At 66.3% G+C, this 26998-nt stretch carries 28 protein-coding genes and 2 pseudogenes; 19 read left to right on the top strand and 11 right to left on the bottom strand.

The window, feature by feature from the left end:
• The first annotated feature begins 42 nt into the window (after window positions 1-42).
• On the top strand, window positions 43-1002 hold the full coding sequence (locus NMQ09_RS19605) for a metallophosphoesterase family protein (RefSeq protein ID WP_425607248.1): 960 nt from the start codon (window positions 43-45) through the stop codon (window positions 1000-1002).
• A gap of 30 nt (window positions 1003-1032) precedes the next feature.
• On the opposite strand, the gene NMQ09_RS19600 is transcribed toward NMQ09_RS19605, so the two are convergent.
• Window positions 1033-1269 carry a hypothetical protein gene (locus NMQ09_RS19600; protein WP_255192250.1) on the bottom strand — a complete coding sequence of 79 codons (237 nt, stop codon included), beginning with the start codon at window positions 1267-1269 and terminating at the stop codon, window positions 1033-1035.
• A 119-nt stretch (window positions 1270-1388) separates the two neighbouring features.
• On the opposite strand from NMQ09_RS19600, the pseudogene NMQ09_RS19595 reads away from it, so the two are divergent.
• The 3 genes and pseudogenes from NMQ09_RS19595 to NMQ09_RS19585 all read left to right on the top strand — a co-directional run bounded on the left by NMQ09_RS19595 (window position 1389) and on the right by NMQ09_RS19585 (window position 3396).
• Window positions 1389-2613: pseudogene (locus tag NMQ09_RS19595) on the top strand (IS4 family transposase).
• Window positions 2614-2679: 66 nt separating this feature from the next.
• Window positions 2680-3048, top strand: a pseudogene (locus tag NMQ09_RS19590) (transposase); the annotation flags it as partial.
• A gap of 6 nt (window positions 3049-3054) precedes the next feature.
• Window positions 3055-3396 carry an Imm49 family immunity protein gene (locus tag NMQ09_RS19585; RefSeq protein WP_255192249.1) on the top strand — a complete coding sequence of 114 codons (342 nt, stop codon included), beginning with the start codon at window positions 3055-3057 and terminating at the stop codon, window positions 3394-3396.
• Window positions 3397-3516: 120 nt separating this feature from the next.
• Here the strand turns inward: NMQ09_RS19585 and NMQ09_RS19580 are convergent, their stop codons facing one another.
• Both NMQ09_RS19580 and NMQ09_RS19575 read right to left on the bottom strand, forming a co-directional pair.
• Window positions 3517-3867, bottom strand: a complete 351-nt coding sequence (locus tag NMQ09_RS19580; protein WP_255192248.1) for a thioredoxin family protein — start codon at window positions 3865-3867, stop codon at window positions 3517-3519.
• A 69-nt stretch (window positions 3868-3936) separates the two neighbouring features.
• A complete protein-coding gene (locus NMQ09_RS19575; protein WP_255192247.1) occupies window positions 3937-5232 on the bottom strand; it encodes a DUF418 domain-containing protein in 1296 nt (431 codons plus the stop codon).
• A 195-nt stretch (window positions 5233-5427) separates the two neighbouring features.
• Here NMQ09_RS19575 and NMQ09_RS19570 point away from each other — a divergent pair, with 195 nt between their 5' ends.
• The 3 genes from NMQ09_RS19570 to NMQ09_RS19560 are packed head-to-tail and all read left to right on the top strand — an operon-like array spanning window position 5428 to window position 8935.
• A complete protein-coding gene (locus tag NMQ09_RS19570; RefSeq protein ID WP_255192246.1) occupies window positions 5428-6372 on the top strand; it encodes a 1,4-dihydroxy-2-naphthoate polyprenyltransferase in 945 nt (314 codons plus the stop codon).
• Complete coding sequence (menC, locus tag NMQ09_RS19565; RefSeq protein WP_255192245.1) at window positions 6369-7406, top strand: o-succinylbenzoate synthase; 1038 nt, start codon at window positions 6369-6371, stop codon at window positions 7404-7406. Before NMQ09_RS19570 ends, menC begins: the two co-directional genes overlap by 4 nt.
• Window positions 7406-8935, top strand: a complete 1530-nt coding sequence (locus NMQ09_RS19560) for a class I adenylate-forming enzyme family protein (RefSeq protein ID WP_255192244.1) — start codon at window positions 7406-7408, stop codon at window positions 8933-8935. The genes menC and NMQ09_RS19560 overlap by 1 nt, the downstream gene beginning before the upstream one ends.
• A 37-nt stretch (window positions 8936-8972) precedes the next feature.
• On the opposite strand, the gene NMQ09_RS19555 is transcribed toward NMQ09_RS19560, so the two are convergent.
• Both NMQ09_RS19555 and NMQ09_RS19550 read right to left on the bottom strand, forming a co-directional pair.
• Window positions 8973-9521, bottom strand: coding sequence for a metallophosphoesterase family protein (locus NMQ09_RS19555; RefSeq protein WP_255192243.1), 549 nt, complete (start codon window positions 9519-9521; stop codon window positions 8973-8975).
• A 73-nt stretch (window positions 9522-9594) separates the two neighbouring features.
• The gene (locus NMQ09_RS19550) at window positions 9595-11136 is read right to left on the bottom strand and encodes a fatty acid--CoA ligase (protein WP_255192242.1); all 1542 of its coding nucleotides are present in this window, start codon (window positions 11134-11136) and stop codon (window positions 9595-9597) included.
• A gap of 56 nt (window positions 11137-11192) precedes the next feature.
• Between NMQ09_RS19550 and NMQ09_RS19545 the strand changes: the two genes are divergently transcribed.
• Window positions 11193-11990 carry an enoyl-CoA hydratase/isomerase family protein gene (locus NMQ09_RS19545; RefSeq protein ID WP_255192241.1) on the top strand — a complete coding sequence of 266 codons (798 nt, stop codon included), beginning with the start codon at window positions 11193-11195 and terminating at the stop codon, window positions 11988-11990.
• A gap of 46 nt (window positions 11991-12036) precedes the next feature.
• Here NMQ09_RS19545 and NMQ09_RS19540 read toward each other — a convergent pair whose 3' ends face one another.
• Window positions 12037-12999, bottom strand: a complete 963-nt coding sequence (locus NMQ09_RS19540; protein ID WP_425607274.1) for a phosphotransferase family protein — start codon at window positions 12997-12999, stop codon at window positions 12037-12039.
• 137 nt (window positions 13000-13136) lie between these two features.
• Here NMQ09_RS19540 and NMQ09_RS19535 point away from each other — a divergent pair, with 137 nt between their 5' ends.
• The 4 genes from NMQ09_RS19535 to NMQ09_RS19520 all read left to right on the top strand — a co-directional run bounded on the left by NMQ09_RS19535 (window position 13137) and on the right by NMQ09_RS19520 (window position 15144).
• Complete coding sequence (locus NMQ09_RS19535) at window positions 13137-13904, top strand: NRDE family protein (RefSeq protein WP_255192239.1); 768 nt, start codon at window positions 13137-13139, stop codon at window positions 13902-13904.
• A 75-nt stretch (window positions 13905-13979) separates the two neighbouring features.
• Entirely contained in the window at window positions 13980-14327 is a 348-nt protein-coding gene (locus NMQ09_RS19530) for a helix-turn-helix transcriptional regulator (protein WP_255192238.1), read from the top strand.
• Window positions 14328-14464: 137 nt separating this feature from the next.
• Window positions 14465-14710, top strand: coding sequence for an AbrB/MazE/SpoVT family DNA-binding domain-containing protein (locus NMQ09_RS19525; RefSeq protein ID WP_255192237.1), 246 nt, complete (start codon window positions 14465-14467; stop codon window positions 14708-14710).
• Window positions 14710-15144 (top strand): type II toxin-antitoxin system VapC family toxin, encoded by a 435-nt coding sequence (locus NMQ09_RS19520; RefSeq protein ID WP_255192236.1) that lies wholly within the window; start codon window positions 14710-14712, stop codon window positions 15142-15144. The genes NMQ09_RS19525 and NMQ09_RS19520 overlap by 1 nt, the downstream gene beginning before the upstream one ends.
• 5 nt (window positions 15145-15149) lie before the next feature.
• Here the strand turns inward: NMQ09_RS19520 and gatA are convergent, their stop codons facing one another.
• Window positions 15150-16418: an Asp-tRNA(Asn)/Glu-tRNA(Gln) amidotransferase subunit GatA gene (gene gatA / locus NMQ09_RS19515; protein ID WP_255192235.1), complete on the bottom strand. Its 1269-nt coding sequence runs from the start codon at window positions 16416-16418 to the stop codon at window positions 15150-15152.
• 2 nt (window positions 16419-16420) lie between these two features.
• Window positions 16421-16699, bottom strand: coding sequence for an Asp-tRNA(Asn)/Glu-tRNA(Gln) amidotransferase subunit GatC (gene gatC, locus NMQ09_RS19510; protein ID WP_255192234.1), 279 nt, complete (start codon window positions 16697-16699; stop codon window positions 16421-16423).
• A gap of 216 nt (window positions 16700-16915) precedes the next feature.
• Here gatC and NMQ09_RS19505 point away from each other — a divergent pair, with 216 nt between their 5' ends.
• A complete protein-coding gene (locus tag NMQ09_RS19505) occupies window positions 16916-17893 on the top strand; it encodes a transcription initiation factor IIB (protein ID WP_255192233.1) in 978 nt (325 codons plus the stop codon).
• A gap of 113 nt (window positions 17894-18006) precedes the next feature.
• On the opposite strand, the gene NMQ09_RS19500 is transcribed toward NMQ09_RS19505, so the two are convergent.
• The gene (locus NMQ09_RS19500) at window positions 18007-18816 is read right to left on the bottom strand and encodes a DUF6517 family protein (RefSeq protein WP_255192232.1); all 810 of its coding nucleotides are present in this window, start codon (window positions 18814-18816) and stop codon (window positions 18007-18009) included.
• Window positions 18817-18966: 150 nt separating this feature from the next.
• On the opposite strand from NMQ09_RS19500, the gene NMQ09_RS19495 reads away from it, so the two are divergent.
• From NMQ09_RS19495 to sucD, 3 genes are all read left to right on the top strand, one after another.
• Window positions 18967-20088 (top strand): pyridoxal phosphate-dependent aminotransferase, encoded by a 1122-nt coding sequence (locus tag NMQ09_RS19495; protein ID WP_255192231.1) that lies wholly within the window; start codon window positions 18967-18969, stop codon window positions 20086-20088.
• A gap of 167 nt (window positions 20089-20255) precedes the next feature.
• The gene (gene sucC, locus NMQ09_RS19490) at window positions 20256-21404 is read left to right on the top strand and encodes an ADP-forming succinate--CoA ligase subunit beta (RefSeq protein WP_255192230.1); all 1149 of its coding nucleotides are present in this window, start codon (window positions 20256-20258) and stop codon (window positions 21402-21404) included.
• Complete coding sequence (gene sucD, locus NMQ09_RS19485) at window positions 21401-22270, top strand: succinate--CoA ligase subunit alpha (protein WP_255192229.1); 870 nt, start codon at window positions 21401-21403, stop codon at window positions 22268-22270. Before sucC ends, sucD begins: the two co-directional genes overlap by 4 nt.
• Window positions 22271-22445: 175 nt before the next feature.
• Here sucD and NMQ09_RS19480 read toward each other — a convergent pair whose 3' ends face one another.
• Entirely contained in the window at window positions 22446-23741 is a 1296-nt protein-coding gene (locus NMQ09_RS19480; RefSeq protein WP_255192228.1) for an MgtC/SapB family protein, read from the bottom strand.
• 116 nt (window positions 23742-23857) lie between these two features.
• Here NMQ09_RS19480 and gcvT point away from each other — a divergent pair, with 116 nt between their 5' ends.
• Window positions 23858-24955, top strand: a complete 1098-nt coding sequence (gcvT, locus tag NMQ09_RS19475; RefSeq protein WP_255192227.1) for a glycine cleavage system aminomethyltransferase GcvT — start codon at window positions 23858-23860, stop codon at window positions 24953-24955.
• Entirely contained in the window at window positions 24955-25338 is a 384-nt protein-coding gene (gene gcvH / locus NMQ09_RS19470; protein WP_255192226.1) for a glycine cleavage system protein GcvH, read from the top strand. The genes gcvT and gcvH overlap by 1 nt, the downstream gene beginning before the upstream one ends.
• A gap of 67 nt (window positions 25339-25405) precedes the next feature.
• On the opposite strand, the gene NMQ09_RS19465 is transcribed toward gcvH, so the two are convergent.
• Complete coding sequence (locus NMQ09_RS19465; protein ID WP_255192225.1) at window positions 25406-25990, bottom strand: hypothetical protein; 585 nt, start codon at window positions 25988-25990, stop codon at window positions 25406-25408.
• 336 nt (window positions 25991-26326) lie between these two features.
• Here NMQ09_RS19465 and NMQ09_RS19460 point away from each other — a divergent pair, with 336 nt between their 5' ends.
• A complete protein-coding gene (locus NMQ09_RS19460) occupies window positions 26327-26998 on the top strand; it encodes an HAD family hydrolase (protein ID WP_255192224.1) in 672 nt (223 codons plus the stop codon).

Genomic DNA, 26998 nt, shown 5'->3' with positions numbered 1-26998 from the left:
GACGGGGAGACAGTTAACCGGTCCGTTACCGTCGGTATTCCTGTGACCGACAGCCGCTCTGTGAAAAATCGACACGCTGGGCAAGTCCTCGCGCGCCTCGAGCGACCGATCGCCGCGGAGCCGACGCGGCTGGCCGTCTTCTCCGACGTTCACCTGGCGACGGACGCGACGGGGACGTGGAAGGTATTCCACCGGACGGAGCGACACCTCAGGGGTGCCGTCGACGCCGTCAACGAACGCAACGTCGACGGCGTGGTCGTCGCGGGCGACCTGACGAGAAACGGCAACCCCGCGGAGTTCGACCTGTTCGACGAACTGGCCGCGTTCGACCCACCGATGGTCGCGGTGCCTGGCAACCACGACTTCCCGACGACGTTCGACGAGCTCGAGTCGCTCCCGATCCCCGAGTTCGAGGCGCGGTACACGCCCGACGGGGCGGGACTGCCGTTTCGCGTCCGCGTCGGCGGACTCGAGGTGATCGGCCTCGACAGCCACGAGGCGACCCCCGGTTCGCCCGCCGAGACGTGGGACGGCCGGGTCGACGCCGAGACGCTGATGTGGCTCGACGAGACGCTCTCTGCGGCGGCCGTCGACGCGACGATCGTGGTCGTCCACCACAACCTCCCGGCGACGGGGGCGCTCTACGAGCGCTGGAGCGGCGAGCTCCCGATGGAAGGCGAGGTGCCGGGGTTCTCGAACCCCGAGCCGCTGGTCTCCCTGCTCGCCCGCCACGACGTGCCGCTGGTCGTCACCGGCCACCTCCACTTCCCCGCGATCGAACGCTCTGGCGGCGTTCGGGAACTCACCGTCCCCGCCGTCTCGTCGTTCCCCCACGCGTTACTCTTGCTCGAGGTCGACGACCAGGGGACGATCGTTCGCTTTCTCCCGCTCGCCGACGCCGACGGCATGGTCGAGTCGATCGCCCACGGCTACGAGAAAGATCGGGTGTTGCTCTCGGCGGCCCAGCTGGCGACGTTCCCGCTCGAGGACGACTTCGCGTAGCAGTAGCTATAGTACTCGTTTCAACGGTTGCTACCGGAGTCGGCCGACAATATCAACCGCACCGGGGTACGACCAGACAGATCCAAACACTGCCTTTAGCGTACCAACGACAGCGTACACGAACGTGGCGAGCACCGTAATCGCCATTGTGAGCGCAAGGATGATCGCAATGAACGTAAACACTGTCTCGAGCGATGAGGGAACTGATAACGGGTCAATTGGTTCCTCGTTCACCGTGATCTCATCGCCAGCGAAGAGGGCTGTCAAAAACATCCATCCGTCTTTAGTTAGGCGCAAAACCGCACGATAGCGGCGGCTTATCGGAGTTACTTTTCGGAAGGAATGAGGAGGTGTTAGCTGTGCACACCAAACCCTCCTCACACGATATTGAACGTCGTCTCACTAACTTCCTTCCATCTGAAGCGCTCGAAGACCACGCCGATGCCGTCGGCGTGGTCGAGCGCGACCGGAAGCTGCAGATTCCACCGCTCGTCTGGTCATTTGCGTTCGGCTTCGCCGGCGGCGCAAGCCGAACGCTCGCCAGCTTCAGACGGAGCTACAACTCGACTGCAGACAGGACATTGTCCGCAGGAGGCTTCTATCAGCGGTTGACGCCGACTCTCGCAGAGTACCTCCGCGACCTCGTCGAGTACGGGCTCGACGAGGTCGCTGTCCCCCACACCGTCTCAGAAGAGTTCAACCGATTCAGAGACGTGATGATCGCAGATGGAACGGTTCTCCGGCTCCACGAGTTGCTTTCTGAGGAGTACGAAGGTCGCCGCGAGGAGCAGGCTGGAGCACGGCTCCACCTGCTCCACAACGTCACTGAGCAGACGATCGACCGGTTCAGCGTCACAGACGAGAAACGACACGACAGTACGCAGTTCGAGACAGGATCGTGGCTCGAAGGTCGGCTAGCGATCCTTGATCTGGCCTATTTCAAGTACCGGCGGTTCGCGTTGATCGACGAGAACGACGGCTACTTCGTGAGTCGGCTGAAACGCAGCTCTAACCCGGTTGTAACCGACGAATTTCGGGAATGGCGCGGCCGCGCCATTCCCTTGGTAGGGAAGAAAATCTTCGACGTCGTGGACGATCTCTGTCGCAAGTACATCGATGTCGAAGTTGAGATCGAGTTTGACCGGAGAGAGAGAGTACGCGGGCACGCAGTCACGTGATACGAAACGGTTCCGCGTCGTCGGCGTCCGCAACGAGGACGCCGACGACTACCACTTGTACATCACGAACCTCTCGCGCGAAGAGTTCCTGCCGGAGGATCTAGCGACGATCTACCGATGCCGGTGGGAAGTAGAACTGCTGTTTCGGGAGCTGAAGACGCAGTACAGACTGGATGAGTTCGATACGACGAAGAAGCACGTCGTAGAGATTCTGCTGTACGCGGCGCTGTTGTCCTTGGTCGTGAGCCGTGAGTTGCTCAGTCTGGTCATCGAACACGCAGATGATGACCTCGTGTTTCCGCCGGAACGCTGGGCGGCGACCTTCCGGTCGCACGCCCAGCTCATTCTCTACAGGTTGAGTGGTTATCTTGGGTATTCTCCACCGCCACTGCTCGATCGGCTGATCGCCGATGCACAGAAAATCCACAAATAACGGCCAGTTCTCCAGGAACAGCTCGCTACCGCCATCAAACCGACTGCTGAGGCCTAACTAAAGACCAATGGTGCCTACGACATCCTTGACTGGCACGACTTCCTGCTTCAAGCAGAAACCGTGCCGATCGCCCCGTACAATCCACGAAACACCACTGATCCGCTCGATATCGACTACCGAATCGAAGATCGAATCAGCGAATTTACCGAGGATGTGACGCTCAAGCGTTCGATCCTCGCTGAGACCTACAAGCGTCGAACGCAAGTTGAGCGAACGTTTGGAGCGTGTTCAGACTGCGGCCTCGGGACGCTTCGCGCCCGAGGCCGCGTCCATGCGCGGGTACAAGCGTATCTTGGACTGTGTCTTCGAGTCATCGTCGCCATCACGAACTACGAACAGGGTAAAAATCCGGGCCGAACCAAGCTCGCGCCATGAGATGAATTGTATGACACCCTCGAAGAAGAAGCAGGACCACAGTTCCTCGAGGATCGCGGCCTCGAGGTCGAATACCTCGACGAGCTCCCCGACGATCATCCCGAGTATTTCGGCGCACTGTGGCATGCCCTGACCGGGATCGTCGACCGCGACGAACAGGCGTTCGAGGACGGAATCGCGCAGTTCCTCGAGTGGCACGACGACAACGTCGACTTCGAGAACAAAACCAGTGCGGACGATCTCGTCTGTCTGCCAGTCCTAACGCTGGTGGTGCTCGCTCGCCGCGACGGGATGGACGTCAGCGTCGACAGCCCGTACGTTCCCGACTGCGTCGACGACCTCGTCTGAGCCGGTCGATGGGCACAGTTCGCCGATCGCCGAGGGGATGCAATCGTGGCTCGGCCGTCGCGACCCGTGAAACGACAGCGGTACCCGTCGTCGTCCGCCAGCAGGATTCAGAGGGCAGCTTCATGCCGCGTCCACGGCCTCAGGGACGTGCTCTTCGAGGAACGTCACCACGTCGTCCCCGCCCTGGAAGCCCTCGGCGAGGCGGGCGACTTCCTCGCCGTCGACGAAGAGCACGAGCGTGGGGACCGACTGGATGGCGAAGCGGTCGGCGAGCGCGAGATCGTCGCCGGGGTTGACCATTCCGATCGAGACGGCAGTCGCGCGGGCGACGTTGCCGAGCACCGGCTCCATGGCCTGACACTTCGCACAGCCTTTGGTGTAGAATTCGACGAGTGCCACGTCTTCGTCGGCGACGAAGGCGTCGAGGTCGTCGCCGTCTGCGAGCCGGACCGGTTTCGTTGCGTCGTCCATGCGATCCGTACTCGATGAGCCCTGAAAGCGGTGTCGGCGCTCGACCTCGGACTGCTCAAGTGGACGATCTCACTCGAGGCGCATCGGCTGTCGCTCGCCGTAGGTGAGCGTCCGCCAGAGCCACTCGACGGGGCCAAAGCGGTATCGCTCGAGCCAGGCGACCGATAGCGGGATCTGGATCGCCCAGATCAGGACGACGACGCCGAGGAGTTCGGCCCTGCTCAACTGTCCGAACAGGCCGAGGCCGTGGCCGTAGAAGATCGTCGTGGCGAGCACCGTCTGGAGCAGGTAGTTCGAGAAGGCGGTTCGGCCGACGGCCGAGAGTGCGGTGGTCACCCGTCCGCCAGCCGCGGCCCGACAGAGGAGCATAATCCCCGAGACGTACGCCAGCGCCAGCAACAGCGACCCCCAGTAGTTGAACTGGCTGGCCAGCAAGAGCACGTGGCCGGTCTGCCAGTCGACCAGTTCGCGGTACCAGACGCCGGCGAGGATCAGCGCGAGGCCTGCGGTCCCGGCGCCGAGGAACGCCCGTCGGTACCATCGCGTACTTCGCTCGTTGGAGAGGACCCCCCACTTGTAGAGCGCCATGCCGACGATCATCAGCCCGCCGAGCATCCAGAACGATTCGAAGACGAAGCCGACCGTCTGGATCATGAAGACGGCGGCGACCCGATACTCCAGCTGGTCGGCCCAGCTTCCCTGGTAGGCCGCGATCTCCTCGTCGATCGCCCCCTGCTCCGCACCGAAGCCGGCGAGGATGTCCGCCTCGATGTCGGCTTGCACGCCCGGCTCCGCCATCGCGTATCCGACACCTCCCAGCAGGTAGAGCAGCGACGGAAGCGAGAACAGGAGGAGGCCAAGGACGAGCAGTCGGCTCGGTCGCCAGTTGCGGACGAAGACGACGACGAACCCACAGAGCGCGTACGCGACGAGGATGTCGCCGTACCACAGCAGGTAGGCGTGACCGAGTCCGATCACGAGCAGCCAGAACCCGCGCCGAAAGTGCAGCCGACGTGCGGGCTGGTTCTTTCGTTCTTTCGACTCCACGAACAGGACGATTCCGGCCCCGAAGAGGAACGTAAACAGCGTGACGAACTTCTGCTCGAAGAAGACGTGACTGACGAACCAGGCCGCGTAGTCAATCCCCGAGAACCCGCCGTAGCGCGTCGGATCGAGCCACCCGGCCGTCGGCAGGGCGAACAGCCAGATGTTGATCACGAGGATGCCGAGCAAGGCGAATCCCCTGAGGACGTCGAGGCTCAGAATCCGGTCGCCGGGATCGGTCGGACCGGGGTCGCTATCCGAGCGCTCGTCGGTCGTCGCCGTCGCGGCCCCGTCGGTTGGGGCAGAGTCCGTCGCTGTCATACTGAACGAGAGAGTGGTGGCCCTTTCTCCGAGACGCACATATGAGTTAGGAATCGATCACGTCACCGAACAGACGACTCCGGGAACGATTCGACGTCCGTGTCGGCGAGTCGTCCGACCGCCGGCCCGTCTGAGCGACGAACCGCTCGGCCGCAATGCCAACGTTGACACTCCCTCGAGTGGGATACTCGAGTAATGACGGCTGTCGAGGTCGAGGTTTCACGGACGAAGGCGTGGCTGATGGCCGCCCGGCCCCAGACGCTGCCGGCGGCGGCCGCGCCCGTGATCGTGGGGACGGGACTCGCCGTCCACGAGGGCGTGTTCGCACCGCTTGCGGCCCTGTTCGCGTTCGTCGGAGCGGCGCTGATCCAGATCGGGACGAACTTCGCGAACGACTACTACGACGCGGTGAAAGGCGCCGACACGGACGACAGGGAAGGGTTCACCCGCGTCACGCAGTCGGGGCTGATCGCTCCCGAACAGGTGAAACTCGCGACGATCGTCACCTTCGGGCTCGCCATCCTCTCTGGCACCTACCTCGTCTACGTCGGCGGCCTCCCGATCCTCGTGATCGGCCTCGTGAGCGTCCTCTGTGGGTGGGCCTACACCGGCGGCCCCTATCCGCTCGGCTACCACGGCCTCGGCGACCTGTTCGTCTTCGTCTTCTTCGGGGTGGTCGCCGTGATGGGTACCTTCTACGTCCAGGCCGCGGCCGTTGCCCCCGTAGGCCCGTTCCCGACGTCGATCCCGCCGGGGAGCGTAACCTGGGAGGCCCTCGCCGCGAGCCTCCCCATCGCGGGAATCTCGACGGCCATCCTCGTCGTCAACAACGTCCGCGATACGGAAACCGACGCCGAGGCCGGGAAGAACACGCTGGCCGTTCGGTTCGGTTACCGGGTCAGCCGCCTCGAGTACGTCTCGCTCCTCGGGCTCGCCTACGTCGTTCCCCCGTGGTTCGTCCTCGTCTGGGGCTACTCACCGGCAGTCCTCGCGCCCCTGCTCTCGCTGCCGTACGCCGTTCTCGTCGCCCGGACGGTCTGCACCCGGACCGACGGCGAGGCGCTCAACCCGGCCCTAGAGCAGACCGGCAAACTGCTCGCGCTGTACGCCGTCCTGTTCGCGGCGGGGTTCGTGCTATGAAACTCGAGTACAGACGGTTCTCGCTCCCGCTTTCCCGCCCCCTCGAGACCGCTGGGGGAACGATCGAGTCTCGCAAAGGCTTTCTCGTCCGGGCGACCGAGGATGGCGTGGTCGGGCTGGGCGAGGCGACGCCGCTTCCGGGGTGGACCGAATCGCTCGAGGAGTGCGAACGGGCGCTCGGGCGGGCGGCCGAGGCCGTCGAGGTAGGAAACGTCGGGGATGCGGTACGCGCGCTCGACGAGACGTCGGCGGCCCGACACGGCGTCACGCTCGCGCTCGCGGACGCCCAGGGAGAGGAGATGGCTATGCCGCTCTACCAGTTTCTGTGTGCAGAGTCGCGGGTCGCCCGCGTGCCCGTGAACGCGACGATCGGCGACGGCGCTCCGGAGGCGTCCGCCGAGGCGGCGAGTGAGGCCGTCGACCGGGGCTTTTCGTGCTGTAAGCTGAAAGTTGGCCTCCGGAGCGTCGCCGAGGACGTCGAACGGCTGCGTCGAGTTCGCGAGGCGGTCGGCCCCGACGTCGAACTCCGCGCGGACGCCAACGGGGGGTGGACCTTCGAGGAGGCCCGGGAGGCGATCGAGGCGTTCGACGACCTCGACGTCTCCATCGTCGAGCAACCGCTCCCGGCGGGCGCGCTCGAGGGCCACGCGGAGCTGCGCGGCCGGGGTGTCGCCATCGCGCTCGACGAGGGGGTGCTCGAGCACGGAATCGACGCCGTGAGCGAGGCGAAGGCGGCCGACGCCATCGTCCTGAAGCCGATGGCGCTCGGGGGCGTCGGCGTCGCCCGCGAACTCGCGGCGTGGGCATCGGAGCTCGGGATCGGGGCCTACGTGACGACGACGGTCGACGGCGTCGTGGCCCGGACGGCGGCGGTCCACCTCGCGGCGTCGATCCCCGACGTCCCGGCCTGCGGGCTGGCGACGGGCGAACTGCTCGCAGAAGACCTCGGGCCCGACCCGGTTCTCATCGCCGATGGAGCCGCCGTCGTCCCGCAGGCGAAGGGACTCGGCGTCTCGGGGGTGTGGGACGAGTAATGTCGGCGCCAGTCGACTGGCCGACGAGAGACCTAGTGACTCACCGGGCGAAAACGACGCCCGGCGACGTGGCGCTGATCGACGCCGACGCGGCGACGGACGCGGACGATCGCTGGAGCTTCCGGGAGTACAGCCGCCACGTCGATCACACCGCAGCCGGGCTCGCCGACCACCACGGCGGGCGAATCGGCGTCCTGATCGACACCCGGCCCGCCTTCGCGAGTCTCTTTTTCGCCGCGATGCGAACCGGATCGACGCTCGTCCCCCTGAATCTCCGCGAGACGCCGTCAGAACTCGCCGCGAAGGTCGACCGAACGGCCCTCGAGGCGGTGGTCTGCGAGTCGAGCACCGAACGAGCGGCGCTCGAGCTCACCGATCGACCGGTGTACTCGGTCGACGAGCCCGAGTGCGACGGCGTGCGCGCGCTCTACCGATCGTCGTCGACCACAACCGTCGAGCCGGCGCTGCTCGAGCGAACCCGAACGCAACTGCTCATGTTCACCTCCGGCACCTCGGGGACGCCGAAGATCGTCCGGCTTTCGGTCGGGAACCTCGTCTCGAGCGCGACCGCCTCGGCGTTCCGCCTCGGCGTCTCCCCCGACGATCGGTGGCTGTGCTGTCTCCCGATGTACCACATGGGCGGGCTGGCCCCCGTCGTCCGCTCGGCGCTGTACGGCACGGCCGTCGTCGTCCAGCGGGCGTTCGACCCCGAGGAGACGGCTCGCGCGATGGACGAGCACGCGATCACGGGCGTCTCGCTCGTCCCGACGACCCTCGAGCGGCTGCTCGAGGCGGGCTGGAGCCCACCCGACACGCTTCGATTCGTCCTGCTCGGCGGGGCGCCGGCCACCGAGGCGTTACTCGAGCGCGCCCGCGAGCGCGGCGTCCCGGTCTGTCCGACCTACGGGATGACCGAGGCGGCCTCCCAGATCGCCACGGCGACGCCCGGGGAGGCGGCCGACCATCCGGGGACCGTGGGCCGGCCGCTCGCGTTCACTGACGTCACGATCGTCGACGAGACGGGTGAGCCGGTCGGTCCCGGCGAGACGGGCGAACTCGTCGTCTCGGGGCCGACGGTGACCCCGGGCTACCTCGACGACGAGCACACTACGGCCGCCTTCGGTGAGCACGGCCTCCACACGGGCGACGCGGGCTACCGCGACGAGGCGGGCCGGCTGTGGGTGGGAAGTCGGCTGAGCGACCGGATCGTCACCGGCGGGGAGAACGTCGACCCCGACGAGGTCGTCGAGGCGCTGTGCGCCCATCCCGGGATCGAGACGGCGGCCGTCGTCGGTCTCCCCGACCCGGAGTGGGGCGAACGCGTGTCGGCGCTCGTCGTTCCCACTGACAGGGTGCCGTCGCTCGAGGTCCTGCTCGCCCACTGTGACGACCGGCTCGCGGGGTTCAAACGGCCGAAGACGGTCGGGTTCGCCGACGAGCTTCCCCGGACGCCCTCGGGAACGGTCGATCGCGAGGCGGTGAAAGCGCGACTCGAGGCCGACGGGATCGACGCGACGAATCGGGCGTGATTGGCGGTCGCGGGCGTGATCGCGGATCGAAGGCGGGCTACGCCTCGTGAACGGTCACGTCGATCGCCCCGTCGTCTACGTCGACGGTCATCATGGTCGCGACGTCGACCGGGTCCGCTCCCGTCGCGGAGCCGGGGTTGAGCACGCGGACGCCCTCGTGAGTCGCGTCCTCGACCCGGTGGGTGTGACCGCCGATCCCGATGATCCCCTCGCCGTCCCACGCTCGAGTGCGTGCGCGGGCGACGTCGGCGATCGCGTTCAGCCAGTCCTCGCGGCGCATGACCATCCCGTCGTGACCGTAGACGGCCGCGTCCACCAGGTTGATCGTCCCGTGGGTGACGACGAAGGTGACGCCCTCGAGGGCGACGTCCGCGACGGCGGGAAGCCCGATGCGGGCGGGGTCGGCGTTGCCGTGGACGGCGGTCAGCTCCGACGACAGCTCTCGAAGCTCGGCGAGCACGTCCGGGGTCTCGAAGTCGCCGGCGTGGATCGTGTGGTCGGCGGCCGCGATTCGCTCCCGAAACGAGTCGGGGATCGCCTCCTCGCGCTCCGGGACGTGGGTGTCGGAAACGATTGCGAGTTGCACGGTCGTAGCTGGCGGGCGTGACAAAAGAACGTATCGGTGAAACTGAACGTACGGCGGCCCGACGGGCGGCCGGTCACTCCGCCCCCTCGCGGAGCTTGAACTTCTGGACCTTCCCGCTGGGGTTCTTCGGCAGCTCGTCGACGAAGGAGTACGCCCGGGGGCGCTTGAAGTCCGCGAGCTGGTCGCTCTCGCGGAGGAACGAATCGAGTTCCTCGTCGGTGGCGTCGCCGACGACGTAGGCGACCACGCGCTCGCCCCACTCCTCGTCCGGCTCGCCGACGACCGCCGCCTCGACCACGTCCGGGTGAGAGAACAGCGCGTCCTCGACCTCCGCCGGGTAGACGTTCTCCCCGCCGGAGACGATCATGTCGTCTTTCCGGTCGACGACGTAGAGGTAGCCGTCCTCGTCCAGGTAGCCCAGGTCGCCGGTGTAGTACCACTCCGCCCCGTCGGCCTCGCGCAGCGATCGAGCGGTCGCCTCCGGCCGGTTCCAGTACTCGCGCATCGTACACGGGCCGGCGATGAGGATCTCGCCAACTTCTCCCTGCTCGAGCGTCTCGTCGGGATCGGCGTCGGGCTCGACGATCCGCAGGTCGTGGTTGAGCGCCGGCAGGCCCGCACAGCCGAGCTTCGGGAGCTGATCTTCGGGCGGCTGGAACACCCCACAGGGACCGATCTCGGTCATGCCGTAGGCCTGGACGTACTCCTCACAGAGGTGGTCCATGCACTCCTCGAGCACTCGCTCGGGCATCGGCGCGGCGCCGTAGAGGCCGATGCGCAGCGAAGCGGTGTCGACGTCCAGTTCGGCGGCGGTCTTCGCGAGGGCGTTCCAGGCCGTCGGGGCGGCGAAGAGGATCGTCACGCCGTAGGCCTCGATCACCTCGAGGGCGGCGGCCGGGTCGAACTCGTGCTGGATCACGGTCGTCGCTCCGCGGTGGACGCGGGTGAACAGCATGGCGTGGAGTTCGGCGCAGTGGTACAGCGGGAGGATCGAGAGCCCGACGTCGTGGCGGGTGATGTCCATCTCGGCGATGCAGAGCAGGCTGTGCTCGATCATGTTCCGGTGCTCGTGGACGACGCCCTTCGGTCGGCCCGTCGTGCCGGAGGTGTAGATGAACGCGTAGGCGTCGCCCTCGCGTACGTCCACGTTGGGCCGAGAGGGATCGGCCGACTCGAGGGCGTCGTAGAAGTCCACCGCGTACTCGGGCACGTCGTCGTCGACGTAGAGGTAGGTCTCGACCGTCGACAGCTCGGGGCGGGCCCCCTCGACAGCCTCGCGGGTGTCGGCCTCGAAGACGAGCGCGGACGCCCCGGCGTCGTTGACGATGTACTCGATCTCGCCGGCGGGCAGCCGAAAGTTCAGCGGCGTGAAGACGGCGCCGAGTTTGGCGCAGGCGTAGACGGTCAGCGCCATCTCCGAGCCGTTGTAGAGCACCGTCGCCACGCGATCGCCCTTCTCGATTCCGGCCTCGCTGAGGGCGTTCGCCAGCCGATTGACCTTCTCGTCGAACTCGGCGTACGTCCAGTGCTGGTCGCGTCGCGGGTAGACGATCGCCTCTCGGTCCGGATACGTCTTGGCGGTCAACTCGAGCGTGTCCCCGATCGTGGGATGCATACTCGAATCAATGTCGATAATCAAGTATAATCGTACGGGCCCCGGAACCAGTGGGCATGATCGACGACGATCGATTCGACCAGCTCGAGTGCGAACGCGACGGCGACGTCGTTCGCGCGACGATCGAAAGCGAGAGCAAGCTCAACGCACTGAATCAGGGGCTCGCTGACGAGCTACACGCCTTCGCCATCGCCTGCACCGAGGACGAGACGCTTCGATGTGTCACCCTCGTCGGCTCAGGTGGGGCGTTCTGCGCCGGGGCCGACATCGCCCCGTGGGCGGGCGACGAACGCGACGGCGCCACCGTCCGACGGCTCGCGACGACGCTGCACGACGCCATCCTCGAGTTCCACACGATGGACGCGCCGCTCGTCGTCGGGGTCAACGGCGTGGCCGCCGGCGCGGGCTTCAGCCTCACCCTCTCCGGCGACGTGGTGTGCTGTCACGAGGACGCCCGCCTCGAGTACGCCTACTCCCGGCTCGGGCTCACCGGCGACGGCGGCTCGACCTTCTACCTCCCCCGGATCGTCGGCGTCCGCCGGGCCAGAGAGATCGCCCTGCTCGACGAGCCGATTGCGCCCGAACGCGCGGTGGAACTCGGACTGGCGACGGAGGTCGTCCCCGACGACTCGTTTGAGGATCGGCTCGAGGCAGTCTCGAGCCAGCTCGCGAGCGGGCCGACCCGGGCCTACGGAGCGACGAAGCGCCTCATCAACCGGAGCCTCGAGCGCGGGCTCGCCGACCAGCTGGCCGCCGAGACCGACGCCATCGCGACCGCGACCCACGGCGAGGACTACCGGCGAGGGTACGAGGCGTTCTTCACGGGTGAGAAACCAGAGTTCGTCGGCGAGTGACCCGACGACGGGGGCTCGACGGGGCGTCGTGAGCGACGCGCGACGATCAGCCGACAGCCGCCCGGAGCTCCTCGAGCGTCTCGAGCACGAGTTTCCGCATGACCGCCCCGCGTCGCTCCCGCTCCGCCGGGCCGACTGGCCGCTGGAGGTACAGCGACTCGAGGAAGGCGACCAGGTTCACGACGCGATAGATCGGCTTCCGGCGCCCGAGGCCGTCGGGAAGCGGACGGACGGCTTCGTATCCGTCGCGGAACGCCCGTGAAACGGTGTCGTCGACGTCGTCGGGCGCCTCGAGGTACGGCATCGCCGTCCGCCAGTAGTCGTACTCGGCCGGCGCGACGAGGGCGTGTTCGAAGTCGATCGCCGACGCGCGCCCGCCGTCGGACCCGGCGAGGTGTTCGGGGTGGACGTCCCCGTGACAGAGGACGGGCTCGCCGGCCCCGTCGAGGACACCCGGGTGGCACTCGAGGAAGCGATCGACGGCGTCGGCGACGTCGGCGTGCCCGACCCGCTCGAGGAACTCGCGATGGGATGCAATGCGCTCTCGGGCCGCGTCGATCCACTCGTCGTGGGCGTCGACTGCGAGGGCGTCGCCATCGTCTCGGGGCCGGCCGAATCCCCCGAACTCGCCGGCCGTGTCGGCGTGGAGCGTGGCGAGCCAGTCACCCGCGACTCGCGCCCACCTCGAGTCGGTCGTCGCCGGCGTCGTCGCGAGGGCGTCGTCCCACGCCGTCAGGTAGTGGTCGGCGCCGACGGCGAGCACGTCCGGGACAGGCGCCGACGTGTGGGTCGCAACGTACTCGTGGACGCGCCCCTCGTCGGCGGCGTGTCCTCGTGGGTGGTCGTCGACTTTCAGCACGGCTCGACGACCGTCGAGCCGAACCTCGTAAACGCGATACGGTGGGACGTCGTGGAGGTCGCGGACGAATCGGCGTCTCGCGCGAGTCTCCGTTCGATCTCGTCTCTCATGGGTAGTCGCCCGCTGACGGGGGGTGGCCGGCCGGCACAGCCGCTCCGGCCACAGAAGGACATCCGGTGTTCAGCGTCGGATCCAATAACGCTATCGGCTGCGGTCGTCGCACCTCGAGCGGCCACGCGCTGCGATCGAAAGACGGACTTAAGCGACCGGCGTCCCTCTCTCGAGTCGTGTGCACGCTCACCCTCGCGTGGCGGATGTTCGACGAGTATCCGGTCGTCGTCGCCGCCAACCGTGACGAAGCGCTCGAGCGTTCGTCCGAGCCGCCGGGCGTCTACCGCGACGAGCCGCTGGTGATCGCACCACGGGACGCCGAGGCCGGCGGGACGTGGATCGGCACCAACGAGCACGGCGTCTTCGCCGGGATCACGAACCGCTGGAACGACGCGGACCTGGCGGGGGAACGCTCCCGCGGGCTGCTCGTCGCCGACGTCCTCGCCTGCGAGACGGCGCGGGAGGCCGTCGATCTGATCGAACGGACGACGAGCGAGTACGAGTACGCCGGTTTCAACCTCGCGGTCGCCGACGCCGACGACGCCGTCTGGCTCGAGTGGGACGGCACACTCGAGCGCGTCGCCCTCGAGCCGGGCGTCCACGTCGCGGTCAACGTCGGGCTCGACGGCCGGTTCACGATCCCCGAGGGCCGGCAGGAGGCCGGCGAACGACAGGCGGAGAACGCCCAGGCGGTGCGCCGCGAACTCGAGGTCGAACCCGGCGAGGGGACCCGGGAGTGGCTCGACCGGGCGGGCTCGGTGCTCGGCGACCACGAGTACGGCGTCTGCATCCATGGCGACGGCTTCGGCACGCGCTCCTCGTCGCTGATCGCCCTCGGGAACGACTCGATGTATGAGTTCGCTGCCGGCCCGCCGTGTCGGACGAGCTACGAACCGATCGCCCTCGAGCAGGTGGACGAAATCGACGTCGAAAGGCAGTTTTAAGCGCCTCGCCCCCATTCTGGGGGACATGGACGCACTCCTTCAGGTAGCGACGCGCACCGACGAGAGGTGGTCGGCGTGAGCGTCACCGCAGCCGAAGAAGCACTCTCGGAGGACGAACGCGCCGGGCTCGAGCTGGTTCGTGAGACCGGCGGGATCCACCAGAGCGACTTCTGGAAAGAGCTCGACGTCTCCTCACGCAAGGGGAGCCGGATCGTCGAGTCGCTCGTCGAACAGGAGCTCGTCGACCGCGAGGAGACGGTCTACAAGGGCCACAACACCTACTTCATCACGCCCACCGCGCGGGACCTCGATTTCACGCTGCTGATGGCGGGGGACATGCTCTCGCCGTTTATCGGTGAGGAGGAGGTCGATCCCAACAGCGACGCCTTCTCGCAGTGGATCATGAACCTCGCCTACCAGTAGCGGTCGGAAATCCGATTTCTACGGACTTTCGCGAGTTGACTCTGTAGCGGCGAGTACCTGTCGTCTGACGGAACGAGGGTGGCCACCTGGATGAATTAGGGGGCAAATTATTTTCGTGTGACGGTCGTAGGGGGGGTATGTCGCGAGTCGAAGACGAAACGACGATCAACGAGAGCCATTCGGTGACGGTGCCGGCAGCCGTTCGGCGCGAGGCCGGCATCGAGGCTGGAGACAAGGTTCGCTGGCGCGTAGAGGACGATGGAACGCTGGCGGTCGAACTCGTCAAACAACGACACGGTGCGTTCTCCGAACTCGAACCGGTCGACATCGGCGAGGAGACGAACGCCGCCGACGATCACGATCTCGTCACCGGTGAGCAGTGATGGCTACCGCCCGGGTTCTCGTCGATTCGAACGTACTCATCGCGGCTCGACTGAAACGAGATCAGAACCACGACCGTGGAGTCTCCATTTCACGAGCGTTCGACCAGGGAGATCTCCCGCCCGCCCTCGTGATCGACGACGTTCTCGGCGAAGTCCTGAATTATCTCACGGCGAGAGCGTCCCACAACGTCGCCGTGGAGACGCTCGACGCACTCGTCGAGAGTAGCGGCTTCGAGACCGTTCACACGCCAAAAAGCGACTTCGACGCCGGCCGATCGGTGTTCAGAACGTACGAACGCCTCTCGCTGACGGACGCGATCATCGTCGCCTCGATGCAGCGACAGAACGTCAAATACCTCTACTCGTTCGACGACGGATTCGACGCCGTCGATGGGATCACCCGGCTCACGACGGCCGACGATCCGTTCGAGTGAACGGTTTACTCGAGCGCGCTCGCCGCGCGAACGATCGCCCGCTCGCCAAAAGCCGGCCCGACGAACTGGCAGCCAACGGGGAGGCCGTCGGTCTCGCCCGCGGGCACGGAGATCGCCGGCAGGTTCGCGAGGTTGACGGGGACGGTGTTGGCGTCGGCGAGGTACAGCTGCAGGGGGTCGTCGAGGCTCTCGCCGAGCTCGAACGGCGGGACGGGCATCGTCGGCGAGGCGAGGACGTCGGCGTCCTCGAGTGCGGAATCGAAGTCCTGTTTCACCCACGCCCGGGCGTCCTGAGCCTTCTTGTAGTACTTGTCGTGGTAGCCCGCCGAGAGGGCATAGGTGCCGAGCAAGATGCGGCGTTTGACCTCGTCGCCGAATCCTTCCTTGCGCGCTTTCGAGAAGGCCTCGTTCCAGTTGCCGTCGTACCCCCCCGAATGGCCGTAGCGGACGCCGTCGAACCGGGCGAGGTTCGAGGAGGCTTCCGACATCGCGATCACGTAGTAGGCCTCGACGGCGTGTTCGACCGACGGGAGACTGACCTCGTGGTACTCGGCTCCCTGGTCTTCGAGCGTCGCGATGGCGTCCCAGAACGTCTCGAGGACGCCCTCGTCGGCGCCCTCGAGCAACTCGGTGGGAACGCCGATTTGCAGCCCGTCGACGTCGCCGTCGGCCGCGTCGGCGTAACTCGCGTCGGCGCCTTCGTCTCTGGTGGTCGCGTCGCGCTCGTCCGGTCCGGCGATCACCTCGAGCAACTCGGCGGCCTCGGCGACGGTCGGGGCGAACGGGCCGATCTGCTCTAAACTGTTCCCGTAGGCGACCAGTCCGTAGCGGGAGACGAGCCCGTAGGTGGGTTTGATGCCGACGACGCCACAGAAGGCGGCCGGACAGCGGATCGAGCCGCCGGTGTCGGTGCCGAGTGCGAGGTCGGCCTCGCCGGCGGCGACGGCCGCGGCGGAGCCGCCGGAGGAGCCGCCGGGGACGTGGCCCGGGGCAGCAGGGTTGTCCGTCGGACCGAAGTAGGAGGTTTCGGTGGTCGACCCCATCCCGAACTCGTCCATGTTGGCCTTGCCGACGATCGTCGCCCCCGCTTCCTTCAGGCGCTCGATGACGGTGGCGTCGTACGGCGGGACGTACTCCTCGAGCATCCGCGATCCGCAGGTGGTCCGGACGTCTTTCGTCGAGATGTTGTCCTTGACGGCGACGGTTCGGCCGGCGAGCGGTCCCTCGTCGGCGCCCTCGATCTCGGCGTCCGTGATGAATGCGTTCGTGGACATGATCAGGAGACGTTGGGTCCTTTGAAGTAGCAGTCCTCGGACTCGGGGGCGTTTCGAAGCGCGCGCTCGCTGTCGAGCGGTTCGCGTTCCTCGTCGGGGCGCATCACGTTCGTCAGGTCGGCGTCGTGGTCGACCTCGGGCACCTGATCGAGCGTCTCGAAGTACGCGAGGATGTCCGCGAACTGGTCGGCGAAGCGGTCGACCTCCTCTTCCTCGAGGTCGACCCGTGCCAGCGCCGCCACGTGGCGGACGTCCTCGGGACTGACGGCGTCGTCGCTCATACGTTCGACCACCGGTCTGGGGGGAGTAAGGGTTTCGATACCGGTGGCCGACGACGATCGTTCCCGCCGGGAGAAACTCTTGTTTCCCCGTTCGGAATCTGAGTTAGCAATTCAACCAAAGTATTTAAGTAACGTTCGTCCGTAACTAGGTCTACTTCACTGACCCCCGAGCGTTTTCGGTCGATACCCGCCACGACAGGTACAATATACGACACAATGACAGAATCCCCCATACGGACTCGAACCGGTGAGCGAGAAGCGACAGAAGTTGACGAATCGACGAGTGTGTCCGACGAGCGCACGAACTGTCCGGAGTGTGGCGGTCGACTCGTTTCGGACAGCGAACACGGTGAGACGGTCTGCTCGGAGTGTGGGCTGGTCGTCGACGAAGGCGAGATCGATCGCGGGCCCGAGTGGCGGGCGTTCGATTCGGCCGAGAAAGACCAGAAGAGCCGCGTCGGCGCGCCGACGACGAAGATGATGCACGACCAGGGGCTCTCGACGAACATCGGCTGGCAGGACAAAGACGCCTACGGACGGGCGTTATCCTCGAGGCAGCGCCAGAAGATGCAGCGGCTGCGCACCTGGAACGAGCGCTTTCGCACCCGTGACAGCAAAGAGCGCAACCTCAAACAGGCCCTCGGCGAGATCGATCGGATGGCCTCCGCACTCGGCCTCCCCGAGAACGTCCGCGAGACCGCGAGCGTGATCTACCGCCGTGCACTCGACGAGAAGCTGCTTCCCGGTCGCTCGATCGAGGGCGTCGCCACGGCGTCGTTGTACGCCGCCGCTCGCCAGGCCGGCACCCCCCGCAGCCTCGATGAGATCGCCGCCGTGAGCCGTGTCGGAAAAGACGAGATCGCCCGCACCTACCGCTACGTGGCCCGCGAACTCGGCCTCGAGATCAAGCCCGCCGACCCCACGAGCTACGTCCCACGCTTCGCGAGCGAACTCGAACTCTCCGACGAGACCGAACGCCGCGCCCGTTCCTTGCTCAACACGGCGAAGGAAGCGGGCATCCACTCGGGCAAGTCGCCAGTCGGTCTCGCCGCCGCCGCGGTGTACGCCGCCGCCTTGCTCACCAACGAGAAGGTCACCCAGAACGAGGTCAGCGAGGTCGCCAACATCTCCGAAGTGACGATCCGCAACCGGTACCACGAGTTACTCGAGGCCGAAGAAGGCGCCCTCGCTTAACGATCGGGAGTCACGTCGGATCGGCACAGGTGACTGCCGAGACGCTCGAAACGAGAAACCGAGGTGCTCGAAACGAGAGACGAAGTCGGCCTCGAGTCGACGATGTCCTCCGATTAGAGAGGATGTTCGACCGACTCGAAGAGCGTCGCAAGGTCGTCGGCCTCGTCCTCGAGCACGGCGGGATGGCCACCGAGGAGGACGAGGAGATCGTCCTCGTGCGTGAACGAGGTGATCGACAGGTCGAGCTCGACGGCTTCGCCCTCGACCTCAGTGGTCGCCTCGAAGCGGTCGACGTCCCGGTCCGCACCCAGGATCGGTAGCGAGATACTCCCGGCAGGCTCGACCTGCCCTACGTCATCTTCGTCCCCAGACTGAGAGAGGAGTTCATCGATGAGTTCCTCGCTGCCCAGCTCCTCGAGTGGATTGAACGACCGTCCCAGAACCTCGATTCCTGGCATCGAGACCGCCACGAAGAACGCCGCCTCCTGTGACTCGAACGCCTCGAGGTCGACGTCGTCGAGTTCCGCTTCGCCGAGGTCGACATCGTCAGCTTCCTCGAGATCGACGTCGTCAGTTTCCTCGAGGTCGACGTCGTCGGCTTCCTCGAGTCCCGTCTCGTCGAGTTCTGCTTCGTCGAGGCGCTCTTCGACCGCGTCCTGGAGATCGACCTCCTTCGAGTGCGTGACGAGCCAGTACGACGCGCGGATTTCCCGGCTGACGCCGACGTCGACCGTCTCCTCGAGGAGTTCCTCGTTCGACTGCGTTTCGGTGTAGCCAGTCGACTCGAGGGAGGCGGTCGACGGTGCGGCCCGGCTCGCGGTGAACTCGATCGGCTCAGTTCCGAGGACGACCCCGAGACAGCCCGCCGAGAGTGCGAGCGTGCCGGTTGCGCCGGCTGCGAGAAACGATCGCCGTGATTGCATACGGACCTCAAAGCGCGGGAGTCGATAAATTCGTTCCGGTCGAACAATCGTGAGCAGAATACTGTCACTTTGGCAGACAGTACGGCCGCAGTCGGTGTCCGGTGGCGAGAGACATCAAGAGTTATCCGGGTTGCCCTCCCCGAGTCAGACATGACGGAGTTCTCCGACCGAATCGAGCAGGTGTCGATCAGCGGCATTCGTGAAGTGTTCGAGGCCGCAGGCGAGGACGCGATCAACCTCGGGATCGGCCAGCCCGACTTCCCGACGCCCGAGCACGCCCGACGAGCGGCGATCGAGGCAATCGAGGCGGAGAAGACCGACGCCTACACCTCGAACAAGGGGATCCTCGAACTTCGCGAGGCGATCTCGACGCGGTACGACCGCGACTACGGGCTCGCGATCGACCCGGCAGACGTCATCGCCACCGCGGGCGGGAGCGAGGCGCTGCACCTCGTCCTCGAGGCGCACGTCGATCCGGGCGAAGAGGTGATCTTCCCGGATCCAGGCTTCGTCGCCTACGACGCCCTGACGCGCATCGCCGGGGGGACGCCCAGACCCGTCCCGCTGCGCGAAGACCTCACCCTCGATCCGGCGACCGTGGAGGAGGCGATCACCGACGAGACGGCCGTCTTCGTGGTCAACAGCCCGGGGAACCCGACCGGCGCCGTCCAGGACGAAGCCGACATGCGCGAGTTCGCCCGCATCGCCGACGAGCACGACGTGCTCTGTCTCTCCGACGAGGTGTACGAACGGATCGTCTTCGAGGGCACCCACCGCTCGCCGATGGCGTTCGCCGAGACGGACAACGTCGTCGTCGTTAGCGCCTGTTCGAAGACGTACTCGATGACCGGCTGGCGGCTGGGCTGGGTCACCGGCTCGAACCGCCGGATCGAACGGATGCTGCGGGTGCACCAGTACGCCCAGGCCTGTGCGTCCGCGCCCGCACAGTACGCTGCCGAGGCGGCTCTCTCTGGCCCACAGGACTGCGTCGAGGAGATGGTCGAGGCGTTCGAGCACCGCCGGGACGTCGTCCTCGACGGCCTCGAGGACGCCGGCCTCGAGGTGCCGACCCCACAGGGGGCGTTCTACGTGATGCCGAAGGTGCCCGAGGGCTGGTGTGAGGAGGTCCTCTCCCGGGACGTCGTCGTCGTCCCCGGCGAGGCGTTCGGGGAACACGGTGCGGGCTACGCCCGCCTCTCGTATGCGACCGGGACCGAGGAGTTGAAGGAGGCGCTCGAGATCATCCACGACGCGACGCGGGCGGTCCAGTAGGACGGACTCGAGGGCAAAATAGCCGTTTCGGTGGTGTCAATTCTTTCGCCGGAAAGTATCGATTTCAGCCGCGAGAGGGCGATTCGGCTGGGGGTGTGACGTGATGTCGCTCGCCGCGTTTCGACAGTACTAACTCGGCCTTCGCCAAATATCAGCCCGAGTCTACGATGAAGCTACACGAGTATCAGGCGAAGGGAGTCTTCGCCGACGCCGGGATTCCGACGCCGGAGTCGACACTCGCCTCCGACGTCGACGGCGTCCTGGAGGCGGCCGAGGAGATCGGCTACCCGGTCGCGATCAAAGCGCAGGTACAGGTCGGCGGCCGTGGCAAGGCCGGCGGGATCAAACTCGCCGACGACGAGGAAGAGGCCCGCGAGGCGGCCGACGCCATCCTCGGGATGGACCTCAAGGGCTACCACGTCGAACAGGTGCTAGTCGAGCAGGCTGTCGACTTCACCGACGAACTCTACGTCGGGGTCACGATGGACCGTGGCGAGGGCAAGCCCGTTGCGATGGTCTCGACCAAAGGTGGCGTCGACATCGAGGCCGTCGCCGAGGAGACGCCCGAGGCGATCGCCTCCGAGCACGTCGACCCTGCCTTCGGCATGCACCCCTACCAGGCGCGCAAGGCCGTCTACGACGCGGGCGTCGACCCCGAACTCGCTCGCGACGTCGCTTCCGTCCTGACGACGCTCTACCAGCTCTGGGACGACAAAGACGGCGCCGACGCCGAGATCAACCCGCTGATGGTCACCGCAGACGACGAGATCATCGCCGCGGACGCCGTGATGAACGTCGACGAAGACGCCCTCTTCCGCCAGCCCGAGCTAGCGGAAATGGAAGCGGAGGCCGCAAGCGGCGACGAACTCGAGCGCAAAGCTGACGAGTACGACTTCGACTACGTCCGCCTCGAGGGTAACACGGGGATCATCGGCAACGGTGCCGGCCTCGTGATGACGACGCTCGACCTCGTCGACTACTACGGCGGCGAGCCAGCGAACTTCCTCGACGTCGGCGGTGGCGCGAAGGCCTCGCGCATCGCCAACGCCCTGGACATGGTGTTCTCCGACGACAACGTCGACAGCGTCGTGTTCAACATCTTCGGCGGCATCACCCGCGGCGACGAAGTGGCGAAAGGGATCAACGAGGCGCTCGAGCAGTTCGACGAGATCCCGAAGCCGGTCGTCGTCCGCCTGGCAGGAACGAACTGGGAGGAAGGCATGGAAATTCTCAACGAGGAGCTCGTGACGGTCGAAGAAACCCTCGAAGAGGCGGTTCAGCGTGCCGTTGCCTACGCTGAGGAGGTGAACCAATGAGCGTACTCGTCGACGAGGACACCCGCGTCGTGGTACAGGGCATCACCGGTGGCGAGGGGAAGTTCCACGCCCGACAGATGATGAAGTACGGCACCAACGTGGTCGCTGGCGCGGTGCCAGGCAAGGGCGGCCAGGACGTCGACGGCATCCCCGTCTACGACACCGTTGCCCAGGCCGTCGAGGAGGAAAACGCCGACACCTCCGTGATCTTCGTTCCGCCCGCCTTCGCCGGTGACGCGATCTTCGAGGCGCTCGACACCGACCTCGATCTCGCCGTCGCCATCACCGAAGGCGTCCCGACCCAGGACATGTCCCGCGTGAAAAAGCGCCTTTCGGAGACGGACACCCGTCTCATCGGCCCGAACTGTCCCGGCCTGATCACCCCCGGCGAGGCCAAACTCGGCATCCTCCCCGGAAACATCTTCTCCGAGGGTGACGTCGGTCTCGTCTCCCGTTCTGGCACCCTGACCTACCAGGTCGTCGACAACCTCACCAACCGCGGCATCGGTCAGACCACCGCCATCGGTATCGGCGGCGACCCGATCATCGGCACGAGCTTCATCGACGCCTTAGAGCTGTTCGAGAACGACCCCGACACGAAGGCCATCGCCATGTGCGGTGAGATCGGTGGCGAGGACGAAGAGGAGGCCGCAGCGTACATCGACGAGCACGTCGACACACCCGTCGCCGGCTTCATCGCCGGCCGCACCGCGCCGCCGGGCAAACGCATGGGCCACGCCGGTGCGATCGTCTCCGGCTCCGGTACGGGGACGGCAGAGAGCAAGATCAACGCGCTGAACGACGCGGGCGTCCCCGTCGGTGACACCCCCGAGGAAGTCGCCGACCACATCGAGAGCTTCCTCTAGCGGGAGCCAGTAGTCTCATTTCTTTCGTTCAGGGAGTGCAGAACGCACACTGAGTCCAGGATCCACCAACCGCACCACGATCACCAACCGCAGCAGTACGCCGAGTGGGTGTCGACAGAGCGGTCGAGCCGGATCCACGGTCGGTTCGGCGACCGCCTCGAGGCCAAAAGCGCCGCTAGAGGATCACGACGATCGAGGCGATCGCCCCACCGACGAGCAAGAGCCCACTCGAGACGGCCACGCGGCGACGGAATTGGGCGTTCGTCGACGTCGAGGCCAACAGCGCCTTGACGACGATGCTCGAGACCGTCGCCAGCAGGATGGCGATCGTCGCCTCGGGGCCGTCGAGCTGGCCCCCACGGTAGAGGACGACGGCCGAAGTGGTCGCGCCGGCGCTCGAGACCAGGCCGCTGGCGGCGGCGGTCGCGTAGAAGCCGAGGGTGCCGAACCAGGTCTCGGCGAGCGAGCCGAAGACGAGGACGACGAGAAAGATCGCGCCGAAGCCCAAGGCGTTTTTCATCGAGAACGGGCTCTCGAGATCCATCGGCATCGATTCGCCCCACTCGGCGGTGAGCCCGGCGATGACGAACGCGAGGACGATCACTGCGCCGAGGGGGACGATCGCCTCGAGCAGCGTCGGGACGCCGGTGCCGACGGTGAACGCGACGGCGATGGCGAGGTTGCGCGTGGCCATCGCCGCGTCGGCGAGCAGGATCGCGGCGACGGCGTAGGAGGCGGCTTCGGGCCGCTGGCGGACGTGATCGAGCATCGTCCCGACGACGGCCGTCGAGGAAGCGAGCCCACCGAAAAAGCCCGTGATGGCGATGCCCCGGCCGCCGTAGCTCGAGACGATCGCGTAGTTGACGATGCCGATACCCGCGACGGCGACGACCATCAGCCAGATGATCTGGGGCTCGATCGGAATCGACAGCTCGCCGACCTCGAGCGTCCATTCCGCCGGCAGCAGCGGATAGATGACGAACGCGAGGATGGCAAACTCCGTGCTCGCGCGCATCTCCTCGCGGGAGAGCCCCCACGCGAACGCGTGCAGTTCCCGCTTGAGGACGAGCAACAGCGACGAGAGCACGGCGACGGTGACGCCCTCGAGGATGAAGCCAGCGGCGACCAGCGCGCCGACGCCGTAGGCGACGAGCATCGAAACCGACGTCGTCAGCGAGAGGCCGGCGTCCTCGTCCTCGTCGGTCAGCCCCTGGACGGCGAGCAGGACGCCCTGGACGATGACGAGCAGGCCACCGAGAACGAGCAGCGCCTCGCCCAGCGCTGTCTCGAGCGCCATAATCGTAAAGACCGCGCCGATGAGGCTGATCAGCGAGAACGTCCGGATGCCGGCGGACTTCTGTGACCACTCGCGCTCTAAGCCGAGGAACATTCCCAGCGCGCCGGCCAGCGCGATTCGGACGACCGTCTGGTCGAGCGGGGCGTCCGCGAGCTGCAGGACGAGCTCGTTCACCTCCGACGGTATTTCGCTCGAGTATATAAGCGACGCGCCGGGGACAGCCCGGATTCGCCGCGACGTGCCCCGAACCGACGAAAAGACATTACTACTCCGAGGCTGTCGGTCCGAGTATGCCGCTTCAGACGCCGCCGTTGCGCGGGATACACGACGAGCGTGGTGCGAAGTTCACGGAGTTTGGCGGCTGGGACATGCCCGTCGAGTTCGACTCGATCCGGGAGGAGCACGCGGCCGTCCGCGAGGACGCCGGCATCTTCGACGTCTCGCACATGGGCGAGATCCACGTCACGGGGCCGGACGCGACGACGCTGATGAACCGGCTCACGACGAACGACGTGAGCGCGCTCGAGGTCGGCGACTCCCAGTACGCCGCGATCACCGACGAGGAGGGCGTGATCATCGACGACACCGTGATCTACCGCCTGCCGGACGAAGACGGCGAGGCCACGTACCTGTTCGTGCCGAACGCGGGCACCGACGAGGCGACGCACGAACGCTGGGTCGAGCACCGCAACGAGTGGGGCCTCGAGGCCACCGTCGACAACCGGACCGACGAGTACGCGATGTTCGCGGTGCAGGGTCCCGATTCCGGGAACCTGGTCACCGAGGCCGTTGAGGAGTCGATCGCCGACGTCGGCCGGTTCGAGGCGACGGACGTCACCGTCGAGGGCGTCGAGTGCTGGATGGGTCGGACCGGCTACACCGGCGAGGACGGCTACGAGTTCGTCCTCCCGTGGAGCGAGGCCGAGACCGTCTGGTCGGCGTTCGACTGCCAGCCCTGCGGCCTCGGCGCCCGGGACACGCTCCGGCTCGAGGCCGGCTTCGTGCTGGCCGGGCAGGACTTCGACTACGAGTCCGATCCGCGGACGCCCTACGAGGCCGGCATCGGCTTCACGGTCAAACTCGACACCGAGTTCGTCGGTCGCGACGCCCTCGAACGCGTCGAGGCGGAAGGCGTCGAGGAGAAACTCGTCGGCTTCCGACTGATCGACCGCGGCATCCCCCGTCACGGCTACGACATCACGAACACCGAGAGCCGGGTCATCGGCACCGTCACGAGCGGCACGATGAGCCCGACCCTCGAGGCACCGATCGGCCTGGGGTACGTCCCCGTCGAGTACGCCGAACCCGGCACGACGTTCCGGGTCGTCGTCCGCGGCCGATCCAAAAAGGCAAGAGTTGAAACCACCCCCTTCATCGACACGAAATAATGAGCTTCGAAACTCCCGAGGAACGACGGTACTTAGAATCGCACGAGTGGGCACTCGAGACGGACGGCACGGTTCGCGTCGGCATCACCGACTTCGCACAGGACGAACTGGGAGACGTCGTCTTCGTCGAACTACCCGACGAGGGCGACGACCTCACCCAGGAAGACGCCTTCGGCGTCGTCGAGTCGATCAAAGCGGTCTCTGACCTTTACGCGCCCGTCAGTGGCGAAGTCACGGCCATCAACGAAGACCTGTTCGACGCCCCGGAACTCGTCAACGACGACCCCTACGGCGACGGCTGGATGCTCGAGATCGAGGCGAGCGATACGGACGAACTCGACGAACTACTCACCGCCGAGGAGTACGAAGACCAGATCGCCTAGTGCGGCGCTGACTCCTTCTCGACGCGAACCGGCCGGAGCCGATGTGAACGAGATGAGTTAGCACGGCTCAACACGAGAACTTCCACTCCACCGTGCCGCCCTCGGGTTCGTGCTCGACGTCGTCGTTCATGTGGCTCGACGGCTCGAGTTCGAGGCTGCCCGACGTCCGGCTGTCGAGTTCGAACTCGATCTCATCGATCGTCGTCTGACCCGTGTAGGCCTCGATCTCATCGATCGTCGTCTGACCCGTGTAGGCCTCGATCTCGCCGATCTGCTGTGAGCTCTCGCTCGGAAAGCCGAGGTGGACCTTGACGACGTCCGACTCGTCGGGGTCGTACCGTTCGACCCAGAACTCGAACTCCGAACCGTAGTCTCGGTAGTGGATCATTTCGTTCTCCGGTGGAAACGTCCGAGATCCCTCACACGACGCATCGTCGAAGGTGTAAGTCTCGCCCAGAAAGCTGATCTCGGCGGTTCCTAGACGTTCGCCGCCGCTTTCGCCACTGGCGTCGTCATCGTCGTCGGCACCATCGGTGCCGGTGCCGTCGTCACCGCCGAGACAGCCGGCGACGCCGACGAACCCCGCGACGCCCAGTGCTCGAAGGGCCTGCCGCCGTCTGACCCGGTGACGCTGGGGCACGGCGCCTCCCATCCGGCGAGTCGTGGTCGGCCGTCCGCCCAACTTCGGTCGCTTCGTTCTGTCATCAGTTCCGCAACGACGGGTATGTCTCTGGGATTCCATTGATGTCCTCTTGCGAGTGGCGTTCGCGACTCGCGCCGCATCCGGGATGGAGGGAGTGGCAGGTCCGTTCGTCCACGACCTCTGTCCACTGTCGGGGATTTCGACACTTAACGTTTGAGTGAGTTTACCGTAACCGTGTACGTTACCTGGGCGTAACTGGATCGGTTGCAAGAGCCGGTCTTCGGATACTGCCGGCTCGAAGCTTCGGGCGAACACGTTATCGAACCCCCGCCCCTAGCTCCCCGCATGCACGCCACGCCGTCGACCATCCTCTTCGACCTCGACGGGACGCTCTGTACCTACGAGCGGCCGGGGTCGGTGATCCTCGAGGCGGCGTTCGACCGCCTCGGCCTCGAGCCCCGTTTCGAGATGGCGGACTTCCACGGTCGATACCTCGAGTTCCTCCCCGAGAGCGCGGACGGATACGAGCTTTACGAGCGGACGTTCACCGCCCTCTGTGCAGAACACGTCGACGATCCGTCGCTGGGCGAACGCCTCAACCGGGCGTTCCACGACGAACGCGATCCGGACGACCTGGTGGCGCTCGAGGGTGCACGCGAGGTCGTGATCACGCTCGAGGAGGAGTATCGCCTCGGGCTGATCACGAACGGCCACCCCGAGTTACAGCGCCGAAAGCTCCGCGCGATCGACCTCCCCGACGTCTTCGAGACGATGGTGTTCGCCGGCTACGAGACCCCGGCGAAGCCCGATCCCGAACCGTTTCGTCGGGCGCTGTCGGCCGTCGACGCGGCTCCCGAGGAAGCGGTGTACGTCGGGAACGTCCCCGCAGTCGACGTCGCCGGGGCACAGGCGGCGGGGCTCCGGGCCGCGTGGCTGGCCGACGCAGATCGCCGTCCCGACCCCCGGCCGGAGTACGTCCTCGAGTCACTCCACGAGCTCCGGGGCCAGCTCTGGTGA

It is taken from the genome of Natronobeatus ordinarius, assembly GCF_024362485.1.
Classification (GTDB): Archaea; Halobacteriota; Halobacteria; order Halobacteriales; family Natrialbaceae; genus Natronobeatus; species Natronobeatus ordinarius.
Note: the sequence above shows the minus strand (reverse complement) of the source record. Positions and strands in the feature narration are given on the sequence as shown.

What these genes read in the sequence shown, in the direction of transcription:
- NMQ09_RS19580 (WP_255192248.1), bottom strand. Translation starts at nt 3,867, where the DNA reads ATGGACGACGCAACGAAACCGGTCCGGCTCGCAGACGGCGACGACCTC.
- NMQ09_RS19575 (WP_255192247.1), bottom strand. Translation starts at nt 5,232, where the DNA reads ATGACAGCGACGGACTCTGCCCCAACCGACGGGGCCGCGACGGCGACG.
- NMQ09_RS19570 (WP_255192246.1), top strand. Translation starts at nt 5,428, where the DNA reads ATGACGGCTGTCGAGGTCGAGGTTTCACGGACGAAGGCGTGGCTGATG.
- menC (WP_255192245.1), top strand. Translation starts at nt 6,369, where the DNA reads ATGAAACTCGAGTACAGACGGTTCTCGCTCCCGCTTTCCCGCCCCCTC.
- NMQ09_RS19560 (WP_255192244.1), top strand. Translation starts at nt 7,406, where the DNA reads ATGTCGGCGCCAGTCGACTGGCCGACGAGAGACCTAGTGACTCACCGG.
- NMQ09_RS19550 (WP_255192242.1), bottom strand. Translation starts at nt 11,136, where the DNA reads ATGCATCCCACGATCGGGGACACGCTCGAGTTGACCGCCAAGACGTAT.
- NMQ09_RS19545 (WP_255192241.1), top strand. Translation starts at nt 11,193, where the DNA reads ATGATCGACGACGATCGATTCGACCAGCTCGAGTGCGAACGCGACGGC.
- NMQ09_RS19525 (WP_255192237.1), top strand. Translation starts at nt 14,465, where the DNA reads ATGTCGCGAGTCGAAGACGAAACGACGATCAACGAGAGCCATTCGGTG.
- NMQ09_RS19520 (WP_255192236.1), top strand. Translation starts at nt 14,710, where the DNA reads ATGGCTACCGCCCGGGTTCTCGTCGATTCGAACGTACTCATCGCGGCT.
- gatA (WP_255192235.1), bottom strand. Translation starts at nt 16,418, where the DNA reads ATGTCCACGAACGCATTCATCACGGACGCCGAGATCGAGGGCGCCGAC.
- gatC (WP_255192234.1), bottom strand. Translation starts at nt 16,699, where the DNA reads ATGAGCGACGACGCCGTCAGTCCCGAGGACGTCCGCCACGTGGCGGCG.
- NMQ09_RS19505 (WP_255192233.1), top strand. Translation starts at nt 16,916, where the DNA reads ATGACAGAATCCCCCATACGGACTCGAACCGGTGAGCGAGAAGCGACA.
- NMQ09_RS19500 (WP_255192232.1), bottom strand. Translation starts at nt 18,816, where the DNA reads ATGCAATCACGGCGATCGTTTCTCGCAGCCGGCGCAACCGGCACGCTC.
- NMQ09_RS19495 (WP_255192231.1), top strand. Translation starts at nt 18,967, where the DNA reads ATGACGGAGTTCTCCGACCGAATCGAGCAGGTGTCGATCAGCGGCATT.
- sucC (WP_255192230.1), top strand. Translation starts at nt 20,256, where the DNA reads ATGAAGCTACACGAGTATCAGGCGAAGGGAGTCTTCGCCGACGCCGGG.
- sucD (WP_255192229.1), top strand. Translation starts at nt 21,401, where the DNA reads ATGAGCGTACTCGTCGACGAGGACACCCGCGTCGTGGTACAGGGCATC.
- gcvT (WP_255192227.1), top strand. Translation starts at nt 23,858, where the DNA reads ATGCCGCTTCAGACGCCGCCGTTGCGCGGGATACACGACGAGCGTGGT.
- gcvH (WP_255192226.1), top strand. Translation starts at nt 24,955, where the DNA reads ATGAGCTTCGAAACTCCCGAGGAACGACGGTACTTAGAATCGCACGAG.
- NMQ09_RS19465 (WP_255192225.1), bottom strand. Translation starts at nt 25,990, where the DNA reads ATGGGAGGCGCCGTGCCCCAGCGTCACCGGGTCAGACGGCGGCAGGCC.
- NMQ09_RS19460 (WP_255192224.1), top strand. Translation starts at nt 26,327, where the DNA reads ATGCACGCCACGCCGTCGACCATCCTCTTCGACCTCGACGGGACGCTC.